At 56.8% G+C, this 16,283-nt stretch carries 14 protein-coding genes; 10 read left to right on the plus strand and 4 right to left on the minus strand.

Annotated elements, in window-relative coordinates:
- Positions 1-157 precede the first annotated feature (157 nt).
- On the plus strand, positions 158-442 hold the full coding sequence (locus tag AAGA79_RS14120; RefSeq protein WP_411826457.1) for a 4a-hydroxytetrahydrobiopterin dehydratase: 285 nt from the start codon (positions 158-160) through the stop codon (positions 440-442).
- Positions 443-554: 112 nt separating this feature from the next.
- Here AAGA79_RS14120 and AAGA79_RS14125 read toward each other — a convergent pair whose 3' ends face one another.
- On the minus strand, positions 555-1,334 hold the full coding sequence (locus tag AAGA79_RS14125) for a VC0807 family protein (protein WP_411826458.1): 780 nt from the start codon (positions 1,332-1,334) through the stop codon (positions 555-557).
- A 101-nt stretch (positions 1,335-1,435) separates the two neighbouring features.
- Between AAGA79_RS14125 and hemL the strand changes: the two genes are divergently transcribed.
- From hemL to AAGA79_RS14140, 3 genes are all read left to right on the plus strand, one after another.
- Positions 1,436-2,722, plus strand: coding sequence for a glutamate-1-semialdehyde 2,1-aminomutase (gene hemL / locus AAGA79_RS14130; protein WP_411826459.1), 1,287 nt, complete (start codon positions 1,436-1,438; stop codon positions 2,720-2,722).
- A 319-nt stretch (positions 2,723-3,041) separates the two neighbouring features.
- Entirely contained in the window at positions 3,042-3,773 is a 732-nt protein-coding gene (locus tag AAGA79_RS14135) for a hypothetical protein (protein WP_411826460.1), read from the plus strand.
- Positions 3,774-3,830: 57 nt separating this feature from the next.
- Positions 3,831-4,598, plus strand: coding sequence for a type 1 glutamine amidotransferase domain-containing protein (locus AAGA79_RS14140; protein WP_411826461.1), 768 nt, complete (start codon positions 3,831-3,833; stop codon positions 4,596-4,598).
- On the opposite strand, the gene AAGA79_RS14145 is transcribed toward AAGA79_RS14140, so the two are convergent.
- Complete coding sequence (locus AAGA79_RS14145; RefSeq protein ID WP_411826462.1) at positions 4,582-5,421, minus strand: D-hexose-6-phosphate mutarotase; 840 nt, start codon at positions 5,419-5,421, stop codon at positions 4,582-4,584. The two genes, AAGA79_RS14140 and AAGA79_RS14145, sit on opposite strands and share 17 nt — an antisense overlap.
- A gap of 174 nt (positions 5,422-5,595) precedes the next feature.
- Between AAGA79_RS14145 and AAGA79_RS14150 the strand changes: the two genes are divergently transcribed.
- From AAGA79_RS14150 to AAGA79_RS14160, 3 genes are read left to right on the plus strand one after another with little or no spacing between them, the layout of a single operon-like run.
- Positions 5,596-6,957: an efflux transporter outer membrane subunit gene (locus AAGA79_RS14150; protein WP_411826463.1), complete on the plus strand. Its 1,362-nt coding sequence runs from the start codon at positions 5,596-5,598 to the stop codon at positions 6,955-6,957.
- The gene (locus tag AAGA79_RS14155; RefSeq protein ID WP_411826464.1) at positions 6,954-8,117 is read left to right on the plus strand and encodes an efflux RND transporter periplasmic adaptor subunit; all 1,164 of its coding nucleotides are present in this window, start codon (positions 6,954-6,956) and stop codon (positions 8,115-8,117) included. The genes AAGA79_RS14150 and AAGA79_RS14155 overlap by 4 nt, the downstream gene beginning before the upstream one ends.
- A gap of 4 nt (positions 8,118-8,121) precedes the next feature.
- On the plus strand, positions 8,122-11,244 hold the full coding sequence (locus AAGA79_RS14160) for an efflux RND transporter permease subunit (protein ID WP_411826465.1): 3,123 nt from the start codon (positions 8,122-8,124) through the stop codon (positions 11,242-11,244).
- A gap of 26 nt (positions 11,245-11,270) precedes the next feature.
- Here the strand turns inward: AAGA79_RS14160 and AAGA79_RS14165 are convergent, their stop codons facing one another.
- Positions 11,271-11,870, minus strand: coding sequence for a YybH family protein (locus AAGA79_RS14165; protein ID WP_411826466.1), 600 nt, complete (start codon positions 11,868-11,870; stop codon positions 11,271-11,273).
- Positions 11,871-11,906: 36 nt separating this feature from the next.
- On the opposite strand from AAGA79_RS14165, the gene AAGA79_RS14170 reads away from it, so the two are divergent.
- The 3 genes from AAGA79_RS14170 to AAGA79_RS14180 are packed head-to-tail and all read left to right on the plus strand — an operon-like array spanning position 11,907 to position 15,580.
- Positions 11,907-13,028: a sulfotransferase family protein gene (locus AAGA79_RS14170; protein WP_411826467.1), complete on the plus strand. Its 1,122-nt coding sequence runs from the start codon at positions 11,907-11,909 to the stop codon at positions 13,026-13,028.
- 2 nt (positions 13,029-13,030) lie between these two features.
- Entirely contained in the window at positions 13,031-14,362 is a 1,332-nt protein-coding gene (locus tag AAGA79_RS14175) for a cytochrome P450 (RefSeq protein ID WP_411826468.1), read from the plus strand.
- A 60-nt stretch (positions 14,363-14,422) separates the two neighbouring features.
- Entirely contained in the window at positions 14,423-15,580 is a 1,158-nt protein-coding gene (locus AAGA79_RS14180) for an FAD-binding domain-containing protein (RefSeq protein ID WP_411826469.1), read from the plus strand.
- Here the strand turns inward: AAGA79_RS14180 and AAGA79_RS14185 are convergent, their stop codons facing one another.
- Positions 15,581-16,147 carry a CIA30 family protein gene (locus AAGA79_RS14185; protein WP_411826470.1) on the minus strand — a complete coding sequence of 189 codons (567 nt, stop codon included), beginning with the start codon at positions 16,145-16,147 and terminating at the stop codon, positions 15,581-15,583.
- Positions 16,148-16,283 lie beyond the last annotated feature (136 nt).

A 16,283-nucleotide genomic window follows, 5' to 3' on the forward strand; every position in this document is an offset into this window, starting at 1 on the left:
TCTCACCAATTAACATAGAATGCAACATTCTGAATCTTCGGATTGATCTCCAAATCAATTCTCATTAAATTCGCATAAAATCACAAAGACGGGCTTGCCAACGATAAAGCCATCCCCTCAATCTTTCTCTGAACACAGCCAACGAACACACAGATTTATGTCAGACCTGCTAGACGAAGACGAACTTTCCAATGCCCTGAAGAAATGCCCTGAGTGGGATTACGAAAAGGATTTCATTACACGGACCATTGAATTCGAGGAGTTTATGGAAGGCATCGACTTCGTCAGCACTGTTGGCGAAATCTCCGACGAAGCTCAGCACCACCCTGAAATTCGCCTGAAAGGCACCAAGGTTGTTATCAGACTCACCACCGAAGAAGTAGGCGGAGTATCCGATGCTGATATCGAGCTGGCACAGCGTATCGACAACCTCGTCGACTAGGCTAAGCAGCTAGGCAATCCTGCAAAATCTCAAAACCCGGGCACAAACCCGGGTTTTTTTGTGTCCTGTCCCCTCCGTCAAAAATTTATCGAACGGAACCGTCGCTCCCTACTTATCTTGGCATCATGAGCTCCTCATCCTTCAGCCCCGTGATCCCACGCAGACCGGTCAGAAGCTTACGCAATGTGAAAAACAGGAACGCCATAATCGGCACCCCGATCACCACAAATCCCCATCCCGTAACCTTCGCCACCTGCGCATTATAGACCTCCCGCGCATTTGCAGCCGCGTGATTCAGATCACCCAGGAAATACATCGCCAGCCCGAAATTCATCGCCGTACTCACGAAGAAAGACATCGCGAATAGCACCGTCGCATTCAGCAACACCTTCTGATATTCCACCTCTTTCCCAAGCAAGCCCACCTTGCTCTCGATCTTCGGAATATCGAAAAGTGAATCCGAATACAAAAACGTCCTCAACAAAGGCGTTTTCGACCAATGCGAAGCAATGATCGCAATACCCAGCACAAACGGAATCGAAGCCTCCTTAAGCCCGAACAGCACCGCGGCATGCTCCTTCACCGTCCCATCCTTGTTCCATAGAAAAAGCGTCAGTCCACCGGTCAAAAGCACGGAGAACAACCCCAGCCCGGAGAAGAAATTCATCTTTCTCGTCTTCAGAAAAAACCAGACGCCGTAGCAAATTGGAAAAGCCAGCGCCACGATCAGCGCCCTGACGGGACCGATGTGCCACATCTTCACATCCTTCCCCAGCAACTCCTGAATCACCGGATCCTTGCTCAGGTAGCTCAGCGCCAGCACCGGGATCAGCACATTGATCAGAATATTCGCCAAAGGATTTTCCGCATCCGCCTTTTTTTGAGTAGCCATATATTTTGCAGAAAGAAAACACCTCCCACCCCAACAAGAAAGCCCAAACAAAGCCTCTTACTGAGCTTTGAATTTCAGAAATTGAATTTTACACTGCCCGCATGTCCACTCTCTCTTCCAAACTCTTCGCCGAAGCAAAAAAATACATTCCCGGAGGAGTTAATTCCCCCGTCCGCGCCTTTAAAAACGTCGGTGGTGAGCCCTTTTTCGTCCGCCGCGCCAAAGGCTGCCGCGTCACCGATATAGATGGTAAAACCTATATCGACTTCATCGGATCCTGGGGCCCGAACATCCTCGGCCACGCCCCCGTGGAAGTCACCAACGCCATCCACCACGTGGCAAAGGACGGCATCTCCTTCGGCATCCCGAATCCGCACGAAGTGGACATGGCTAAAACCATCACCCAGTGGGTCCCCTCTGTGGAAAAAGTTCGAATGACCTCCTCTGGTACAGAGGCCACCATGTCCGCCATCCGACTCGCCCGTGGCTTCACAAAACGTGACTACATCGTGAAATTCGACGGATGCTATCACGGTCACAGCGATTCATTGCTCGTCGCGGCTGGCTCCGGTGCACTTACCCACGGGGAGCCTGATTCCGCCGGCGTCCCGAAAGCCTTCGCGGAAAAAACCATTGTCCTCTCTTACAACGACCCCGCAGCACTCACGAAAATCTTTGAGGAAAAAGGAGACCAGATCGCCGCAATCATCGTCGAATCCTATCCGGCCAACGCAGGTCTGGTTTTCCCGAAGGAAGGCTACTTGGACCTCCTTTCCTCCATCACCAAAAAATATGGAGCGCTTCTCATCTTCGATGAAGTCATGACTGGCTTCCGCCTAGGAAAGGCCGGTGTCCAAGGTCTAGAAAACCTCACCCCGGACATCTCCTGCTTCGGCAAGGTCATCGGCGGAGGACTCCCTGTCGGCGCCTTCGGGGGCCGTGCTGATATCATGGACTTCATCGCCCCACTCGGCCCCGTCTATCAGGCGGGTACCCTTTCCGGAAATCCTCTCGCCATGGCCGCCGGCCTCTCCCAACTCCACGTCCTGTCAAGAGGCACGCCGGACGGCTTCGCCCAGCTCGACGCACTTGGGAAACACTTCGCCGCCGGCATCCGCTCCCTGCTTACAGCAAAAGGGGTTCCGCATAGCGTCAATCAAGTAGGCTCCATGTTCTGCATCTACTTTACCGACCGTGAAATCATCAACGTCGACGATGTCATGAAACAGGACATGGAATTCTTTAAAAAATTCTTCTGGGCCTGCCTGGACCGCGGCGTCTACATCGCCCCTTCCCCATACGAGACCGGATTCCTCTCTCTCGCCCACTCCATCCCTGATCTCGATGATACACTAACCGTCTTCGAGGAAGCTCTGGCTGCGATCTGATCGCGACAGCTTTATATATCCGGATTAAGGAAACCTTGAGAAAAACCGTACCCAAAAAGGTACGGTTTTTCGCGTCGGAAAATCAACCAACTCAAGCATTCGAGCACACTGCGGATTAGAGTTAAACCGCATCCGGCACGGTCTCAGAATTCCCGCGCCCCAGTAATATTAAGCAAGCTTGAAAATAAATTTTAAAAAGATTCTCGTTTACATTAATTGAAATTTTAGCAATAGATATCGCTCGACCACCCCCGGTTCACCCATCCCCCGCCTTCCCCCTTTCATGACTGCATTATTACGTTCTCTCGTCTTCGTATACTTGACGATATCCTCAGCCCTATTTGCCCAATCCACTTTCTTCCTCGATTTTGAGAAAGACGACCAAGGCAACACACTCACGGCAGGTATTGCTGATATCACTATCAATGAACCGTATCGGAACTTTTTCTCCGCAGGCGTTGGCGTCCGCCTGAGCACCAACGATCCTTCGAACTTCCCGCTGAATATCTACGACACCGAAGGCTCCACCCTTCAAGACGATGACCTGGAAAGAAACTCCACGGGAACCGGTATGTGGGAAGGTGGTAACGACCTGAATCTCGTAGTGGGAAATGCACTGATCGTGAACAGGGACACCACCATCACCACACCGAATGACTCGGGACTTGGTGGTGATATTATCCTTAATTTTGATATCTCACTCTCCCAGTTTGGTTTCGATTTCATCGACTTGGATCGAGCAGCCAACGGCCGCATCACTTTCACCGACACCGCCTCCGGCGCTGTCCAAACCATCGAATTTATCGAATTTGAAACTGGAGGAGCATTCGAACGCACCGGCGTCAGCTTCGGAGACCGACATGCAAACCAGGTTCTGAACATCACTGCCGCTGATATTGGCCTTACCAGTTTTGACGAAGTTAAATTCTCACTCGATAGCAGCGGGGGCATAGGAACCATCTACGCCACCACAATCCCGGAACCATCCGGCTCATTGCTCTCACTGGTCGGCTTCACCGCTCTGGTTCTCGGCGGAAGGAAAAGATCCTAGCAGACAGCCTCCATAGGCAATATTTGCCTTCTGTTAAAACAGTATTAGGTATTTCACATGAAATACCTTTTTCTTTGCCTGCTACTCACATTTTCCGCCTCTGCTGCGGAAAAGAACACCATTCTTCTGGTTCTCACCAATCACTCCGAGCTAGGCGATACCGGGGAAAAAACCGGCTTCTTCTTGTCCGAAGCAGCCCACCCCTACCAAGTCTTCACGGAAAAGGAATATCCGGTAACGATCGCCAGCCCTGAAGGAGGCTTCGCTCCTATCGACCCGAAAAGCCTGGATCTCAAAGATAAGGCTAACGAAAGCTTCTGGCTGAAATACAGCAACAAGGACGAGAAGAATCCGGGCCTTCCGCTCACCAAGCCGCTCTCCGAAATCGATCCGGCGGACTACACCGCCGTATCCTTCGCCGGAGGCCACGGCAGCGTGTGGGATTTCCCTGAAAACAAAGACATCCAGCGCATCACCTCCGCCATTTATACCGCCAATGGTTCCGTCGGTGCCGTCTGCCATGGCCCCGCCGCACTGGTTAACGTAAAACTTCCTGATGGCACCCATCTCATCTCAGGAAAAGAAACCGCAGTATTCACCAACCATGAGGAAGAAGCCGTCGGTCTTGCCGAAGTGGTACCCTTCCTCCTGCAAAATAAGTTTGAAAACGCCGGAGCAGCCGTTGAAACCGCGGAAAACTTTAAAAAGAACGCCATTCGTGATGGCCGCCTCGTTACCGGGCAAAACCCCGCCTCCGCAGAAAAAGCTGCGAAGCTTCTCATAGAAGCCATCGAAGATACCGAAGATTCTACTCCTCCACGCTAATCCGCGTGGAAAGCACATGCGAGCTGCCGGGCATCACAATCACCGCCCGGTCGTTCGCAATTGCCGCCTCGATACAGCAGAACTTCAGATAGTCAGCATCCGGCATATCACCCAGCCCGGCGGCCTTACCTGCCCATGGATTCCACACCACGGTCGAAGGACTTCCGCCCTTCTCAACGAGGATTGTCCTGCCGGAAACATCGTCCACCAACAGCAGATTATCGGAACTCTCGTAAATCCGATCCACCTCTTCTGTAAATTTTACCACGCCATTCTGCCTACGCATCGTCTCCTCCCCCACGGTATCCAGATACTCGGAACCCTCTAGGTTCACAACCCGCACCTTCTCGATCTCGGATACTCCGAAATAGGTGTGAAGCGCCCCTGAAACTACAATCGGCACCTCGTTCGGATTCAGGGTTTCCAGACTCACCTCCAGTTCGGCGCCAGCTCTCACCGTCACCTTCGCATTCCAGATTCCGTCTTTCATTTCGAAAACCAAAGTCACCCCGCCCTCATCTTCTCCAGCCTCCTTCAGCTCCCAGAAACGGTTCCGCGCAATCCCGTGCGATGGCATTTCGGGATTCGTCGGATGCGCGTTGAACCACGGCCAACAAACCGGAATCCCTCCCCGGATTGCTTTCCCCTCTTTGAAAACCGCATCCGGGCTCAGGTATAACACCTCGTCCTCATCCAGAGGTTTCCACGACATCACATGCGCTCCGTGCAGCGCCACCCGGGCTTCACAAGTCGGATGCTTGATCTCAAAAACCGGGTAGGAAGGCGAAATCTCTACAAGGCGGACACTCGGAGGCAAATTCATGCACAAAACCTGATCAACCTACCCACACACCGCAACCCAATCCCTGCGCTTTTTCCTAACAGCAGCGCAAAATCGAGCGGAAATTCGGTGCCCGACACCTCTTGCAAACTCCTGACTCCGCGATACCCTCCCGACCGTGCCAGATTTCCAGAGAACCGACCCACGTCCATCGCCATGAATTGGTCCGCCAGATTCATCGCTTTTCCCTGCATCCTCCTTCTCGGTTGCACCCCTCCCTCGGCTCTGGAAAATACCGCACCCCTCGTCTCGGGCGGCATCCGTTACCAACAGTCATCCAGCACCTACGCGGGAAACTCAGGTCCCTGGTGGAATAGTTTTTCAGACCCCACACTGAATAAGGAAGTCACCACCGCACTCTCCGGGAATCTCGCCCAACAGCAACTCGCCTCCCGCATCCGCCAGGCCTCCGCATCGCTCAAAAAAGAAGGCGCTGCGCTTTTCCCTCAAATCGATCTCACCGCTGAAACCTCACTCGACTCCATCAGTTCCGGCGATTCCGATGACACCGCCGCCCTCGGCAGCTTGCTCTCCTGGGAAATCGACGTCTTTGGCAGCACCCGCTCCGGCATCCGCGCACGCAGCCGCGAGCTCGACGCAACACTACAGGACTGGCTCGGCGGCCGCCTCCTACTCTCCGCCGCCGTAGCGGAAACCCGCTTCCTCATCCTCGAGCAACGAGCCCGCCTCCTTGTCCTCCGCAAGCAAATCGAAACCAACGAAACCCTTCTCAATCTCGTAGGCCTCCGTGTGGGCCAAGGCATCTCCTCCCGCGTCGATATCCTCCAGCAAGAGCGCCAACTCGATGCCACCAAAGCCCTCATCCCCGAAGCCGAAGCCGAACTCGGAGCCTCCGAATACGCCCTCGATATTCTCACGGGGAATTCACCCGGCACCCGGAAACGTGATTCCAGAAACACCCTCCCATCCCTCCCGGGAAATCCAGGAACCGGCGTCCCTTCGGATCTCCTCCGAAATCGCCCTGACCTCCTATCGCAATGGAACTCCATCCTCGCAATGGATGCGGAAGTCGGCCAGGCACTCGCCGATCGCCTCCCACGCTTCATTATCAGCGCTTCTGTCGATGCCGGGGTCATAGATTCCCTCCGCTCCGTCGCCTCATCCCTCGTTGGAGAAATGATCGCACCGATCACCGATGGCGGATCACGCCGTGCGGAAATCGAGCTCCGCCGCGCCGCCCTCGAGGAAGCACTCCTCGCCTACTCCAGCACCTATATCGAGGCCATCCGCGATGTGGAAACAGCCCTCCTCCGCGAGCGGAAACAAGCCGAACGTATCCGCCTCACCGATCGCCAGCTCACCACCGCACGGGAAACCCTCAAGGAAACCCGCATACAATACAGCCAGGGACTTTCCGACTACCTCCCGGTTATCGATGCACTCACCGCAGTCCAGACTCTCGAGCTCTCCATCCTCAGCCTCCGCCGCGAGGCTCTCACGCTCCGCGTCGCCCTCCACCGCGCACTTGGTGGCCCAATGCCCCGCACCCAGCCATGAAACGAAAAGCCACCTTCATCCTTGCCTGCCTGATCGTCCTCATCGCCGCCTTTATCTCCTGGTGGCTCCTCCGCAGCGCCCCTACCCAGCAGACTGCAGAGAAAACAAAATCCGCGAAAATCGTCCAAACCATTGCCCCCACCCCGGAGGACCACCCCGTGACCGTCTCAGCCTACGGCAGCGTCATCCCCTCCCGCAGCGTCACCATCCGTCCGGAAATCACCGGCCGTATCATCTCCCAGAATCCCTCCCTCGTTCCCGGCGGCCGCATTTCCGAAGGAGCAATCCTTCTCACAATCGATGATTCGGACTACCAACTCGCTCTCCGCGAAGCCCGCACAGCCATGGATGAAGCCACCTCCGAAGTCGATATCGAAGCCGGCCGCCAAATCGTCGCCGAGCGTGAACTAGAGCAACTCCGCAGGGACATTCCCGCCGCCGATATCAACGAAGCTCTCGTCCTCCGCAAACCGTTCGCCACCCGCACCCAGGCTATCCTTGAACGCGCCACCACCTCGGTCGATGCCGCTCAGCTCAACCTCTCCCGCACCACCATCCCGGCCCCCTTTAATGCTCTGGTCATCGAGGAATCCACCGAAACCGGCCAACTCGCGGATTCAGGCACCACCCTCGCCACCCTCGTCGGTTCGGATACCTTCTGGATCCGCGCCAGCGTCCCACTCCAGGATCTCGGGAAAATTCAGCTTCCCACCGAAGACTCGCCGGGCGCCCCTGCCACCATCACACTCACCGGAAACGGCCTCACCTGGCAGGGCAATGTCATCCGCCTCCTCGCCGATATCGAAGAAGCCGGCCGCCTCGCAAGACTCCTCATAGAAGTCCCCGCCCCGCTCGATTCGAACCCCGCCCAGCCACTCCTTCTTGGCTCCTACGTCCGCGCGGAAATCGAGGCCGGCACCCTCAAGGACGCCCTCGAAATCCCCCGCTCGGCCCTCCGCGAAGGCAACCGCATATTCCTGGCCACCGCGGAAGAAACACTCGCCATCCGCGATACGGAAATTCTCTGGAGAACAGAAAACACCGTCTATATCCCGAACATTCTCGAGGAAGGGGAAACACTCATCGTCTCCCAGCTCAGCTCACCGCTGCCCGGGATGAACATTTCCCCCGAGCCGCTCACAACCGAATCCGAAGACTGATCCCATGCCCAATCTTCAGAACACCGGATTCCTCGCGTGGTTCGCGAAAAACCATCACGCCGCGAACCTCCTCATGTTCGCCGTGCTCGTCATCGGCCTGGTCTCCGTTTTCAAAATCAAACAGGAAGTCCTTCCCGTATTCGCTCTCGATACCGTCGTCGTCGAGGTCCAATACCGCGGCGCCAGCCCGGAGGAGGTCGAGCAATCGGTCATCATCCCCATCGAATCTGAGCTCCGCAGCCTGGAGATCATCCGCCGCCTTGAGGCAGTCGCCTCCGAAGGCCGCGCCACAGTCACCGCAGAGCTACTCCCGAGTGCAGACCGGAACCGCGCCCTCCAGGAAGTCACCGCCGCCGTCCAGCGCATCTCCGTTTTCCCCGATAGCATAGAGCCCCCCGTCATCCTCCTCGGCGAGGGCCGCCGCCGCGATGTCATGCGCATCGCAGTCTCAGGAGATCTCCCGGAACGCGAACTTGTGGACTTCGCCCGCGAAATCGAAACAGGCCTCCTCGCCCAGCCGGAAATCTCACTCGTCGAGCTTGCCGGCGTCCGCGAGCCGGAAATCAAAATCGAAATCCCCTCCCACCGCCTCCGCTCCCTCGGCCTTACCGTCGGTGAAATCGCTGCACGCGTGGGAAACACAGCGCTCGACGTCCCCGGCGGCACGCTCCGCACCCCTTCCGGAGATCTCCAGCTCCGCACCAAGGAGCGCCGGGACAAAGCCACCGCTTTTCACGATATTCCCATCATCAGCGGCCCGGATGGCTCCAGCGTCCACCTCGGTGATATCGCAGTCATCACCGATGGCTTCGAGGAATCCGAAAAAGAATCCTACTCCTTCGGGAAGCGTTCCGTAACCCTATCCGTATTTAGCTCGGAAAACCAAGCACCTCTTGATGTCGCCGCAGCCGTCCGGAAATTTATCGAGCGGGAACAAAAACGCCTCCCGGATTCCGTCAACATCCAGCTCTCACGCGATCGCTCGGTCGATTTCAAGGAACGCGTCTCACTCCTCATCGAAAACGGTGCCATGGGCCTCATTCTCGTCCTCATCGCACTCGGCTTGTTCCTCGATCTCCGCGTCGCCTTCTGGACAGCAATCGGCATCCCCGTATCCATCCTCGGGTCCATCGCCCTCCTCCCCATCGGCGGCGCCACCATCAACATGATCTCTCTCTTCGGGTTCATCATCTCCCTCGGTATTCTCGTCGATGACGCAGTCGTCGTTGGCGAAGACATTTTCCACAAAATCTCCCAGGGAAAATCCCGCCTCGATGCCGCCATCGCAGGCGTCAAGGAAATGACCACTCCGGTGCTCTTCGCCGTTGCCACCAATGTCATCGCATTCATGCCTCTCCTCTTCGTCACCGGAGAAACAGGCCAGTTTTTCGAGGTCCTCCCCTCCGTCGTCATCGCGGTATTCACCGTCTCACTCGTCGAGTGCCTCCTCATCCTACCCGCTCACCTCGCCGCCCCTCCGGGGATATTTGCAAACAGCAGCATCTTCCGCAAAATCAACGGAGCACAAACCCGTCTCCGCAACCGCATCGATGACGCACTCGACCGCGCTTACAAGCCGCTCCTCTCATTCGCCATCCGCTTCCGCGTCCTCACCATCGCCATCTTCGCCGCGGTTCTCGCCATCACCACCGCCTACCTTTTCAGCGGCAGGATCGATTTCAAATTCAGCCCCCAGATCGAGGCGGATTTCATCCAGGCGGAAATCGCCATGCCAGCCGGCACCCCCATCTCCCGCACCAAGGAGGTCGTATTCCTCGCCGAAATCGCCGCAAAAAAAGCTCTCGAACTCGCCGGAGAGGGAGACATCACGCTCGATCTCTCCGTGGAAATCGGCAAGGACGGCTCCAATCTCGGAGAAGTCGCCATTACCCTCGTCCCACAGAGCCAGCGGAAAATCACCGGCCGCGAATTTGCGGATCTATGGCGTGATCAACTCCCCGTCATCCCCGATCTCGAATCCATTTTCTTCGATTACCTCGTGGGCCCCGGCGGTGAGGCGGAAATCGACATCCAGCTCGCCCATCCGGATCTCAGCGTGCTCCGCCAAGCCGCCGATGCCGTAGCCGCAGCAGTCGATTCCTACCCCGGCACCGCCGATATCCGGAAAGGCTCCGGCCGGGAAACCCCGGAACTCCAGCTCGAGGTCACTCCGGAGGGCCGCTCTCTCGGCCTCACATCGGAAGACCTCGGACAGCGTGTCCAGGACATCTATCTCGGGGCGGAAGCCCTCCGCCAAACCCGCGGACGTGAGGAAATCCGCGTCATGGTCCGCATTCCGGAGGAAGAACGGAAATCACTCCAATCACTTGAGAACTTCCTCATTCGCACCCCCGGCGGCGGTGAAATTCCACTTGGCGAAGCCGCTGTCATCCGCGAAACCACCGCACCATTGAAAATCGAGCGGGTCGATGCCGGACGCGTCCTCAATGTTACCGGAAACGTCGTCGCGGGAGTCACCACCGGCAACAAAGTCCTCTCCGCCCTGGAAAAAAACGAACTCCCAGCCATCATGGATGAATTCCCCGGCCTCAGCTACACCTTCGAGGGAGAGCAGCGTGAGCAACGCGATGCCATGGAGCGCCTCGCTTACGGTCTGATCGCCTCACTGTTCGCCGTTTTCGCCATCATGGCAGCCCTACTTCGGAGCTACATCCAGTCCTTCATCATCCTCATGGCCATCCCCTTCAGCCTCGCGGGTGCCGTGCTCGGGCACATCGTTCTGCAGACAGATCTCTCCATTTTCAGTATCTTCGGCATGATTGCTCTCTGCGGCATGGTCGTGAACGGCGGCTTCGTCCTCGCCGTCACCCGCCAGCGCTACATCGAGGACGGCATGCCTATCGAGAATGTCACCGCGGAAACCGCCGCCCGCCGCTGCCGCCCGATTCTCCTTACCGCAATCACCACCTTCCTCGGCCTGGCTCCGATGATTTTTGAAACCAGCATCCAGGCACTCTTTCTCGTTCCCATGGCCATCAGCCTCGGCGTCGGCACCCTTGCCTCGGCAATCGTAATCCTCCTGATCATCCCTGCATCATTTACCCTCACGGAGACAATCGAATCCTTCGACGCAGACGTCACGGTCGACCCGCAAGATCGGGAGTAAAAAATTAAAACGCCTAGCCCCCACGATCACCCTCGCACCCGGCGCTTCCTCCGCCTCAACAAAAACCCAACCACCCCGCCGAGAACCAAGGCCCCCGGCACTCCCCACATCGCCGCCGCTTTCACCCCGTTCAGCAGAGGATTATCCAGAATATTCATCGAGACATGGTAGCTCGCCATCATCCACTCCCCGTCTTCTTTCACCAGTGTCGCCGTCCAGCGGTTCTTCAGCTCCATCTCTTTTCCCGCCAGAAAAAATCTCCCTACATTGTATCCGTAGACCACACCTGAAGTATTACCGGAGTACAGGATCGTATTCTCATCCGGCGTCGGCGGAGTGATGTACCCTTGGAAAGCCTTCTTATCGGCACCTTCCATCTTTTCATAAAATTCCCGCACTTCTTCCCGCCCACGGCACACCTGCCCGTCCTGCCAGGTCACGATCACATCCGGATGCAGCTTCGCTAAAATCCCATCAAGGTCATTCTCGCTCACAGCTTTCACTAGCTGTTCGCGGAAAGCATCCAACGCCTCCCGCTCAGGCCCCACCCCCGCCCCTCGCGAAACCCCGAATTGCAAAAACGAGAAAACGGCCACAAAAGAGAAGAGTTTCAGAAAGTCATTCATAGTGATTAGAATCCACCAAACCTGATCTCCCGGAAATTGAAAACCAGCCCAAAACATCGGTGGAGCATCTCCAACAACTACCTCGCAGGCATCACCACCGGCGATTGGCTCCGCCTGCTCAGGGAAAATCGCTGGAAAATCGATCCCACCTATTATCACCGGGCCCTCGTCATCTCGCTCCTCAGCCTCTTCAACTCCTTCCACCGCAAGCGTGAAGAGAAAAAGTTCCGCGAGATACTCGGCAAAACCGAAATCACCCGCCCGCCGCTCTTCATCCTCGGCCACTGGCGCAGCGGCACCACCCACCTCCACAACCTCCTCGCCCAGGACACCGGAAACTTCGCCTACGCCAATACCTACCAAGTCGTAAACCCACACACCTTCCTCACCACCGAGGAAACCAACACCCGCCGCTTCGCATGGATGATCCCGGAAAAGCGCCCAATGGACAACGTCGCCCTCAACTTCCAATCCCCCCAGGAAGACGAATTCGCACCCCTCCTCGATTCCCTCCTCTCACCCTATCTCGGCATCACCTTCCCACGCCACGAAGCCGAATACGACCGCTTTCTCTCCTTCAAAACCGCCTCCCCGGCAGAACGATCCACCTGGAAAAACTCCTTCGGAAAATTCCTCAAAAAACTCACCCACAAATACGACAAGGCCCTTCTCCTCAAGTCCCCCGCGCACACCGCCCGCATCGCCATTATTCTCGAGATGTTTCCCGATGCGAAATTCGTCCACATCCATCGCGACCCACAGGAAGTCTTCCAATCCTTCCGCCACTACTACGAGACCACCGTCTGGTTCACCTACCTCCAGCGCCCGGAAACCACCGATTTCGACCAACAAATCTTCCGCCGCTACCAATCCCTCTTCGATGCATTCTTCGAAGACCTACCTCTCATCCCTAAGAAAAACTTCCACGAAATCGCCTTCACCGACCTGGAGGCCGACCCCACATCCACCATCCGGAACATCTATCAGGCACTCAACATCCCCGGCACCGACCAAGCCTTGGAAAAAATCCAGACCTACAACGCCACACTGAAGAACTACCGGAAAAACGAATTCCCACCCCTCACCGCCGGGGAAAAACTCACCCTCCAGAACGCTTGGAGCCACCACTATTCCCGCTGGGGATACGAAATCAAGTGACCGTGAAAAACCTAGCCCCCAGCCCTCCCGCAAACTTCCTCACCGGGCACCTGAACGGACTCCGCAAAGACGTCCTCGGCCTCATGCTCGCAGGCACCCGTGACCACGGCGATATCGTCCGCTACCGCATCGGCCCACTCACCATCCATCTCGTAAATCACCCGGACCACATCTCCCACGTCCTCGTTAAAAACCGCCAGAACTACGACAAACAATCCCGCAGCTCCGCCGCCCTCCGCCTCATCTGCGGAGAAAGCCTGCTCACCGCCAACGGCCCTTCCTGGAAAAAACGCCGCCGTATCATTCAGCCGATGTTTCACCGCGAAGCCATCGAAGGATTCCTGGAAACCATCACGAAATGCACCAACTCCATGCTCGACGATTGGTCGGAGAAAGCATCCAAAGGAGAGCCCATCGAAGTCGCCTCGGAAATGATGAAACTCACCTTCCGCATCGTCGGCCTCTGCCTATTCGGCACCGAGCTCGCCCGCGAAGCGGAAACCGTCGAGGACGCCATGCACACCCTCGTCTCCCATACCTACAGCCAATACCAGAGCATCATCAGCCTCCCCGCCTTCCTCCCCACCCCAGCCAACCTTCGCTTTAAAAAAGCCCTGGCCGAAGTCGATGAAATCGTAGCCGCCCTCATCACCTCACACCGCGGCAACCCGCCCGCCGTCCCCGATCTCCTCACCATGCTCCTCGAAGGAAAGGACGCGGAAACCAACGAGCAACTCTCCGATCAGGACGTCCGCAACGAAGCCATCGCCTTCCTCCTCGCCGGCCACGAAACCACCGCCAACTCCCTTGCATGGTCCCTCCACCTACTCTCCACCCACCCGGAGACCGCCGATGAAGTAGCCACGGAATTTATCCAAACCTGCGGCACCGCTCCGCCAACCATGGCCGATCTCCCCGCCCTCAGAAAAGCCCTCCAGGTCTTCGAGGAAAGCAACCGTCTCTACCCACCCATCTGGGCCATGGAACGCCGCGCCATCACAGACGATGAAATCGGCGGCTACCATATCCCGAAGGGATCCGGAGTCATCATCAGCCCCTACACCCTCCACCGCCACCCCGATTTCTGGCAAGATCCCGAAACCTTCGATCCCACCCGCTTCGAAACCCACGATCACCCCGCCTATCTCCCCTTCGGCGCCGGCCAACGCTTCTGCATCGGCAAGGAATTCGCCCTCGCCGAAGCCCGCATCATCCTCCCCAGCATCCTCCAGCGCTTCAAAATCCACCCCCTCCCCGGCCAACTCGCCGAGCCCGAACCAGCCATCACCCTCCGCATTAAAAACGGACTAAAAATCCACCTCACCCCCCGCTGAATCTGGCAAACCCGGCAAAGCCCTTGCCCATCCGCCAATCCGCCGCAGCTTAAAGCTGCCATGCCTTTCGTTCCCACCCGCGCCGCCGCCCTGCAGCAACTGGAAGACTTCGCCCCGCTTGCTGCGAAATATTCCTCCAGCCGCAATTTCGACCTCGGCGCCGGAAACCACTCTGGAGTCTCCCGTCTCTCCCCCTACATCCGCACCCGCCTCATCACCGAGCAGGAAGCAACTCGCGTCGTCCTCAAAAAACACAGCCCCCACGCCGCCGGAAAATTTCTCCAGGAGATCGCCTGGCGCACCTACTGGAAGGGCTGGTTGGAAATGCGTCCCGCCGTATGGCGCCACTACACATCCACCCTCGCCGGCCTGGAAAAGCAAAAAGAACTCCCGAACTATCGAAGCGCCACCTCTGCCGAAACCGGTATCAAATGCTTCGACCACTGGGTGAACGAACTCACCGCCACCGGCTACCTCCACAACCACGCCCGCATGTGGTTCGCATCCATCTGGATCTTTACGCTGAAACTCCCGTGGCAGCTCGGCGCAGACTTCTTTCTGAAAAACCTGTTCGATGCAGACCCCGCCTCGAACACCCTCTCCTGGCGCTGGGTCGCCGGACTCCACACGAAAGGCAAACACTACCTCGCCCGCGCCTCGAACATCGCAGAATTCACCAATGGCCGATTCAACCCCGCCAGCCAACTAAACGAATCAGCCGATGCCATCACCGAAGATACAGACTTCGAAAAACAACCCCTCAGCCTCCCCAACAATCCAACTTCGTCCGGCCGCACAGGGCACCTCATGTTCCCCGATGACCTCGCCCCGCCCCCGAAATCCATCGGGAAAATTACCGCCACCGCCGCCTTCGTCCCTACCCAGATCCTGACCACACCCCTGGTAGAAAAATTTATCACCGGCGCTATCAACGACACCCTGCACCTCGCCCGCGGCACCCTCCTCACCGGTCCATTCGAGAGCGCCGTGAACGACTGGATCTCTGCGGAGAAACTCGACTCCATCGTCATTTCCCTGCCCACCGTAGGCCCCACCAGAGACTTTTTTGAAAGCAGCAACCTCCAGCTAAAGCCAGAACCCTTCGTCCGAAGTTGGGACCGACAGCTCTGGCCGAAAGCCACCGCAGGATTTTTCAAATTCAGAAAACAGCTCCCGGAAATTCACCAAGCCATCATCGATAGCGGGGACCTCACCTGATCACTCCACCCCGATCCAATCCACTTCGATCTTAAACTCTCCCTCTTTCCCATCCGCCAAAACCAGTCCGATCTCCTCAACCTTCGAAAGATCCATCGGTGGCCCGTCCAGATCGCGACCGCGCCAGCCGGGCTCGAACGAAGCAAACGGCACTCTGACCTCAATGAACTCGCCGTCCTTCGTCTCGAAATCCACCTGATAACCGATCTCCGATCCATTGAATCGCGCATCCGTCTCAATCCGCATTTTGTAGGTCCGCCCATCTCCCTTCACCCGCATCACAAACCCATCCTTCCCGGAAAAATCGGAACCCTTGACCACCTTCCGTAGCGACGAAAAACCCCCGTTGTTCTTCAACGATATCTCTCCGGAGAAAATTAAATTCCCCTCCTTCACCTCCAGTCCGCCCTTCGAAACTCCACCCATCACCCCGTCATCCACCGGGAACCACTTTGCCTCCCCTTCGTCTCCTCCGAACGCTGAAATCATCTCCACCTCTTTTGCGTTTCCGCCCAAACCAAACCCAAGGAGAAAAACAGGGTAGAGAAACAAAGATGAAAATTTCATCCCTCACAAAAACCCGGCTTCACCAAAAAGCAACCTTACTGATTTAACCTAAACGTGCTCACACCCGTTCACAGGCAGCTGGAATCAGTTCCCCGAAAACCCGCCCTTGCTCCACCGCATTCCCCTCTTAAAATCT

Source organism: Luteolibacter sp. AS25, assembly GCF_046736275.1.
Taxonomy (GTDB): domain Bacteria; phylum Verrucomicrobiota; class Verrucomicrobiia; order Verrucomicrobiales; family Akkermansiaceae; genus Luteolibacter.

Bases quoted from the DNA above. Each gene is read 5' to 3' on its own strand.
- AAGA79_RS14120 (WP_411826457.1), top strand. From the start codon at position 158: ATGTCAGACCTGCTAGACGAAGACGAACTTTCCAATGCCCTGAAGAAA.
- AAGA79_RS14125 (WP_411826458.1), bottom strand. From the start codon at position 1,334: ATGGCTACTCAAAAAAAGGCGGATGCGGAAAATCCTTTGGCGAATATT.
- hemL (WP_411826459.1), top strand. From the start codon at position 1,436: ATGTCCACTCTCTCTTCCAAACTCTTCGCCGAAGCAAAAAAATACATT.
- AAGA79_RS14140 (WP_411826461.1), top strand. From the start codon at position 3,831: ATGAAATACCTTTTTCTTTGCCTGCTACTCACATTTTCCGCCTCTGCT.
- AAGA79_RS14145 (WP_411826462.1), bottom strand. From the start codon at position 5,421: ATGAATTTGCCTCCGAGTGTCCGCCTTGTAGAGATTTCGCCTTCCTAC.
- AAGA79_RS14150 (WP_411826463.1), top strand. From the start codon at position 5,596: ATGAATTGGTCCGCCAGATTCATCGCTTTTCCCTGCATCCTCCTTCTC.
- AAGA79_RS14155 (WP_411826464.1), top strand. From the start codon at position 6,954: ATGAAACGAAAAGCCACCTTCATCCTTGCCTGCCTGATCGTCCTCATC.
- AAGA79_RS14160 (WP_411826465.1), top strand. From the start codon at position 8,122: ATGCCCAATCTTCAGAACACCGGATTCCTCGCGTGGTTCGCGAAAAAC.
- AAGA79_RS14165 (WP_411826466.1), bottom strand. From the start codon at position 11,870: ATGAATGACTTTCTGAAACTCTTCTCTTTTGTGGCCGTTTTCTCGTTT.
- AAGA79_RS14180 (WP_411826469.1), top strand. From the start codon at position 14,423: ATGCCTTTCGTTCCCACCCGCGCCGCCGCCCTGCAGCAACTGGAAGAC.
- AAGA79_RS14185 (WP_411826470.1), bottom strand. From the start codon at position 16,147: ATGAAATTTTCATCTTTGTTTCTCTACCCTGTTTTTCTCCTTGGGTTT.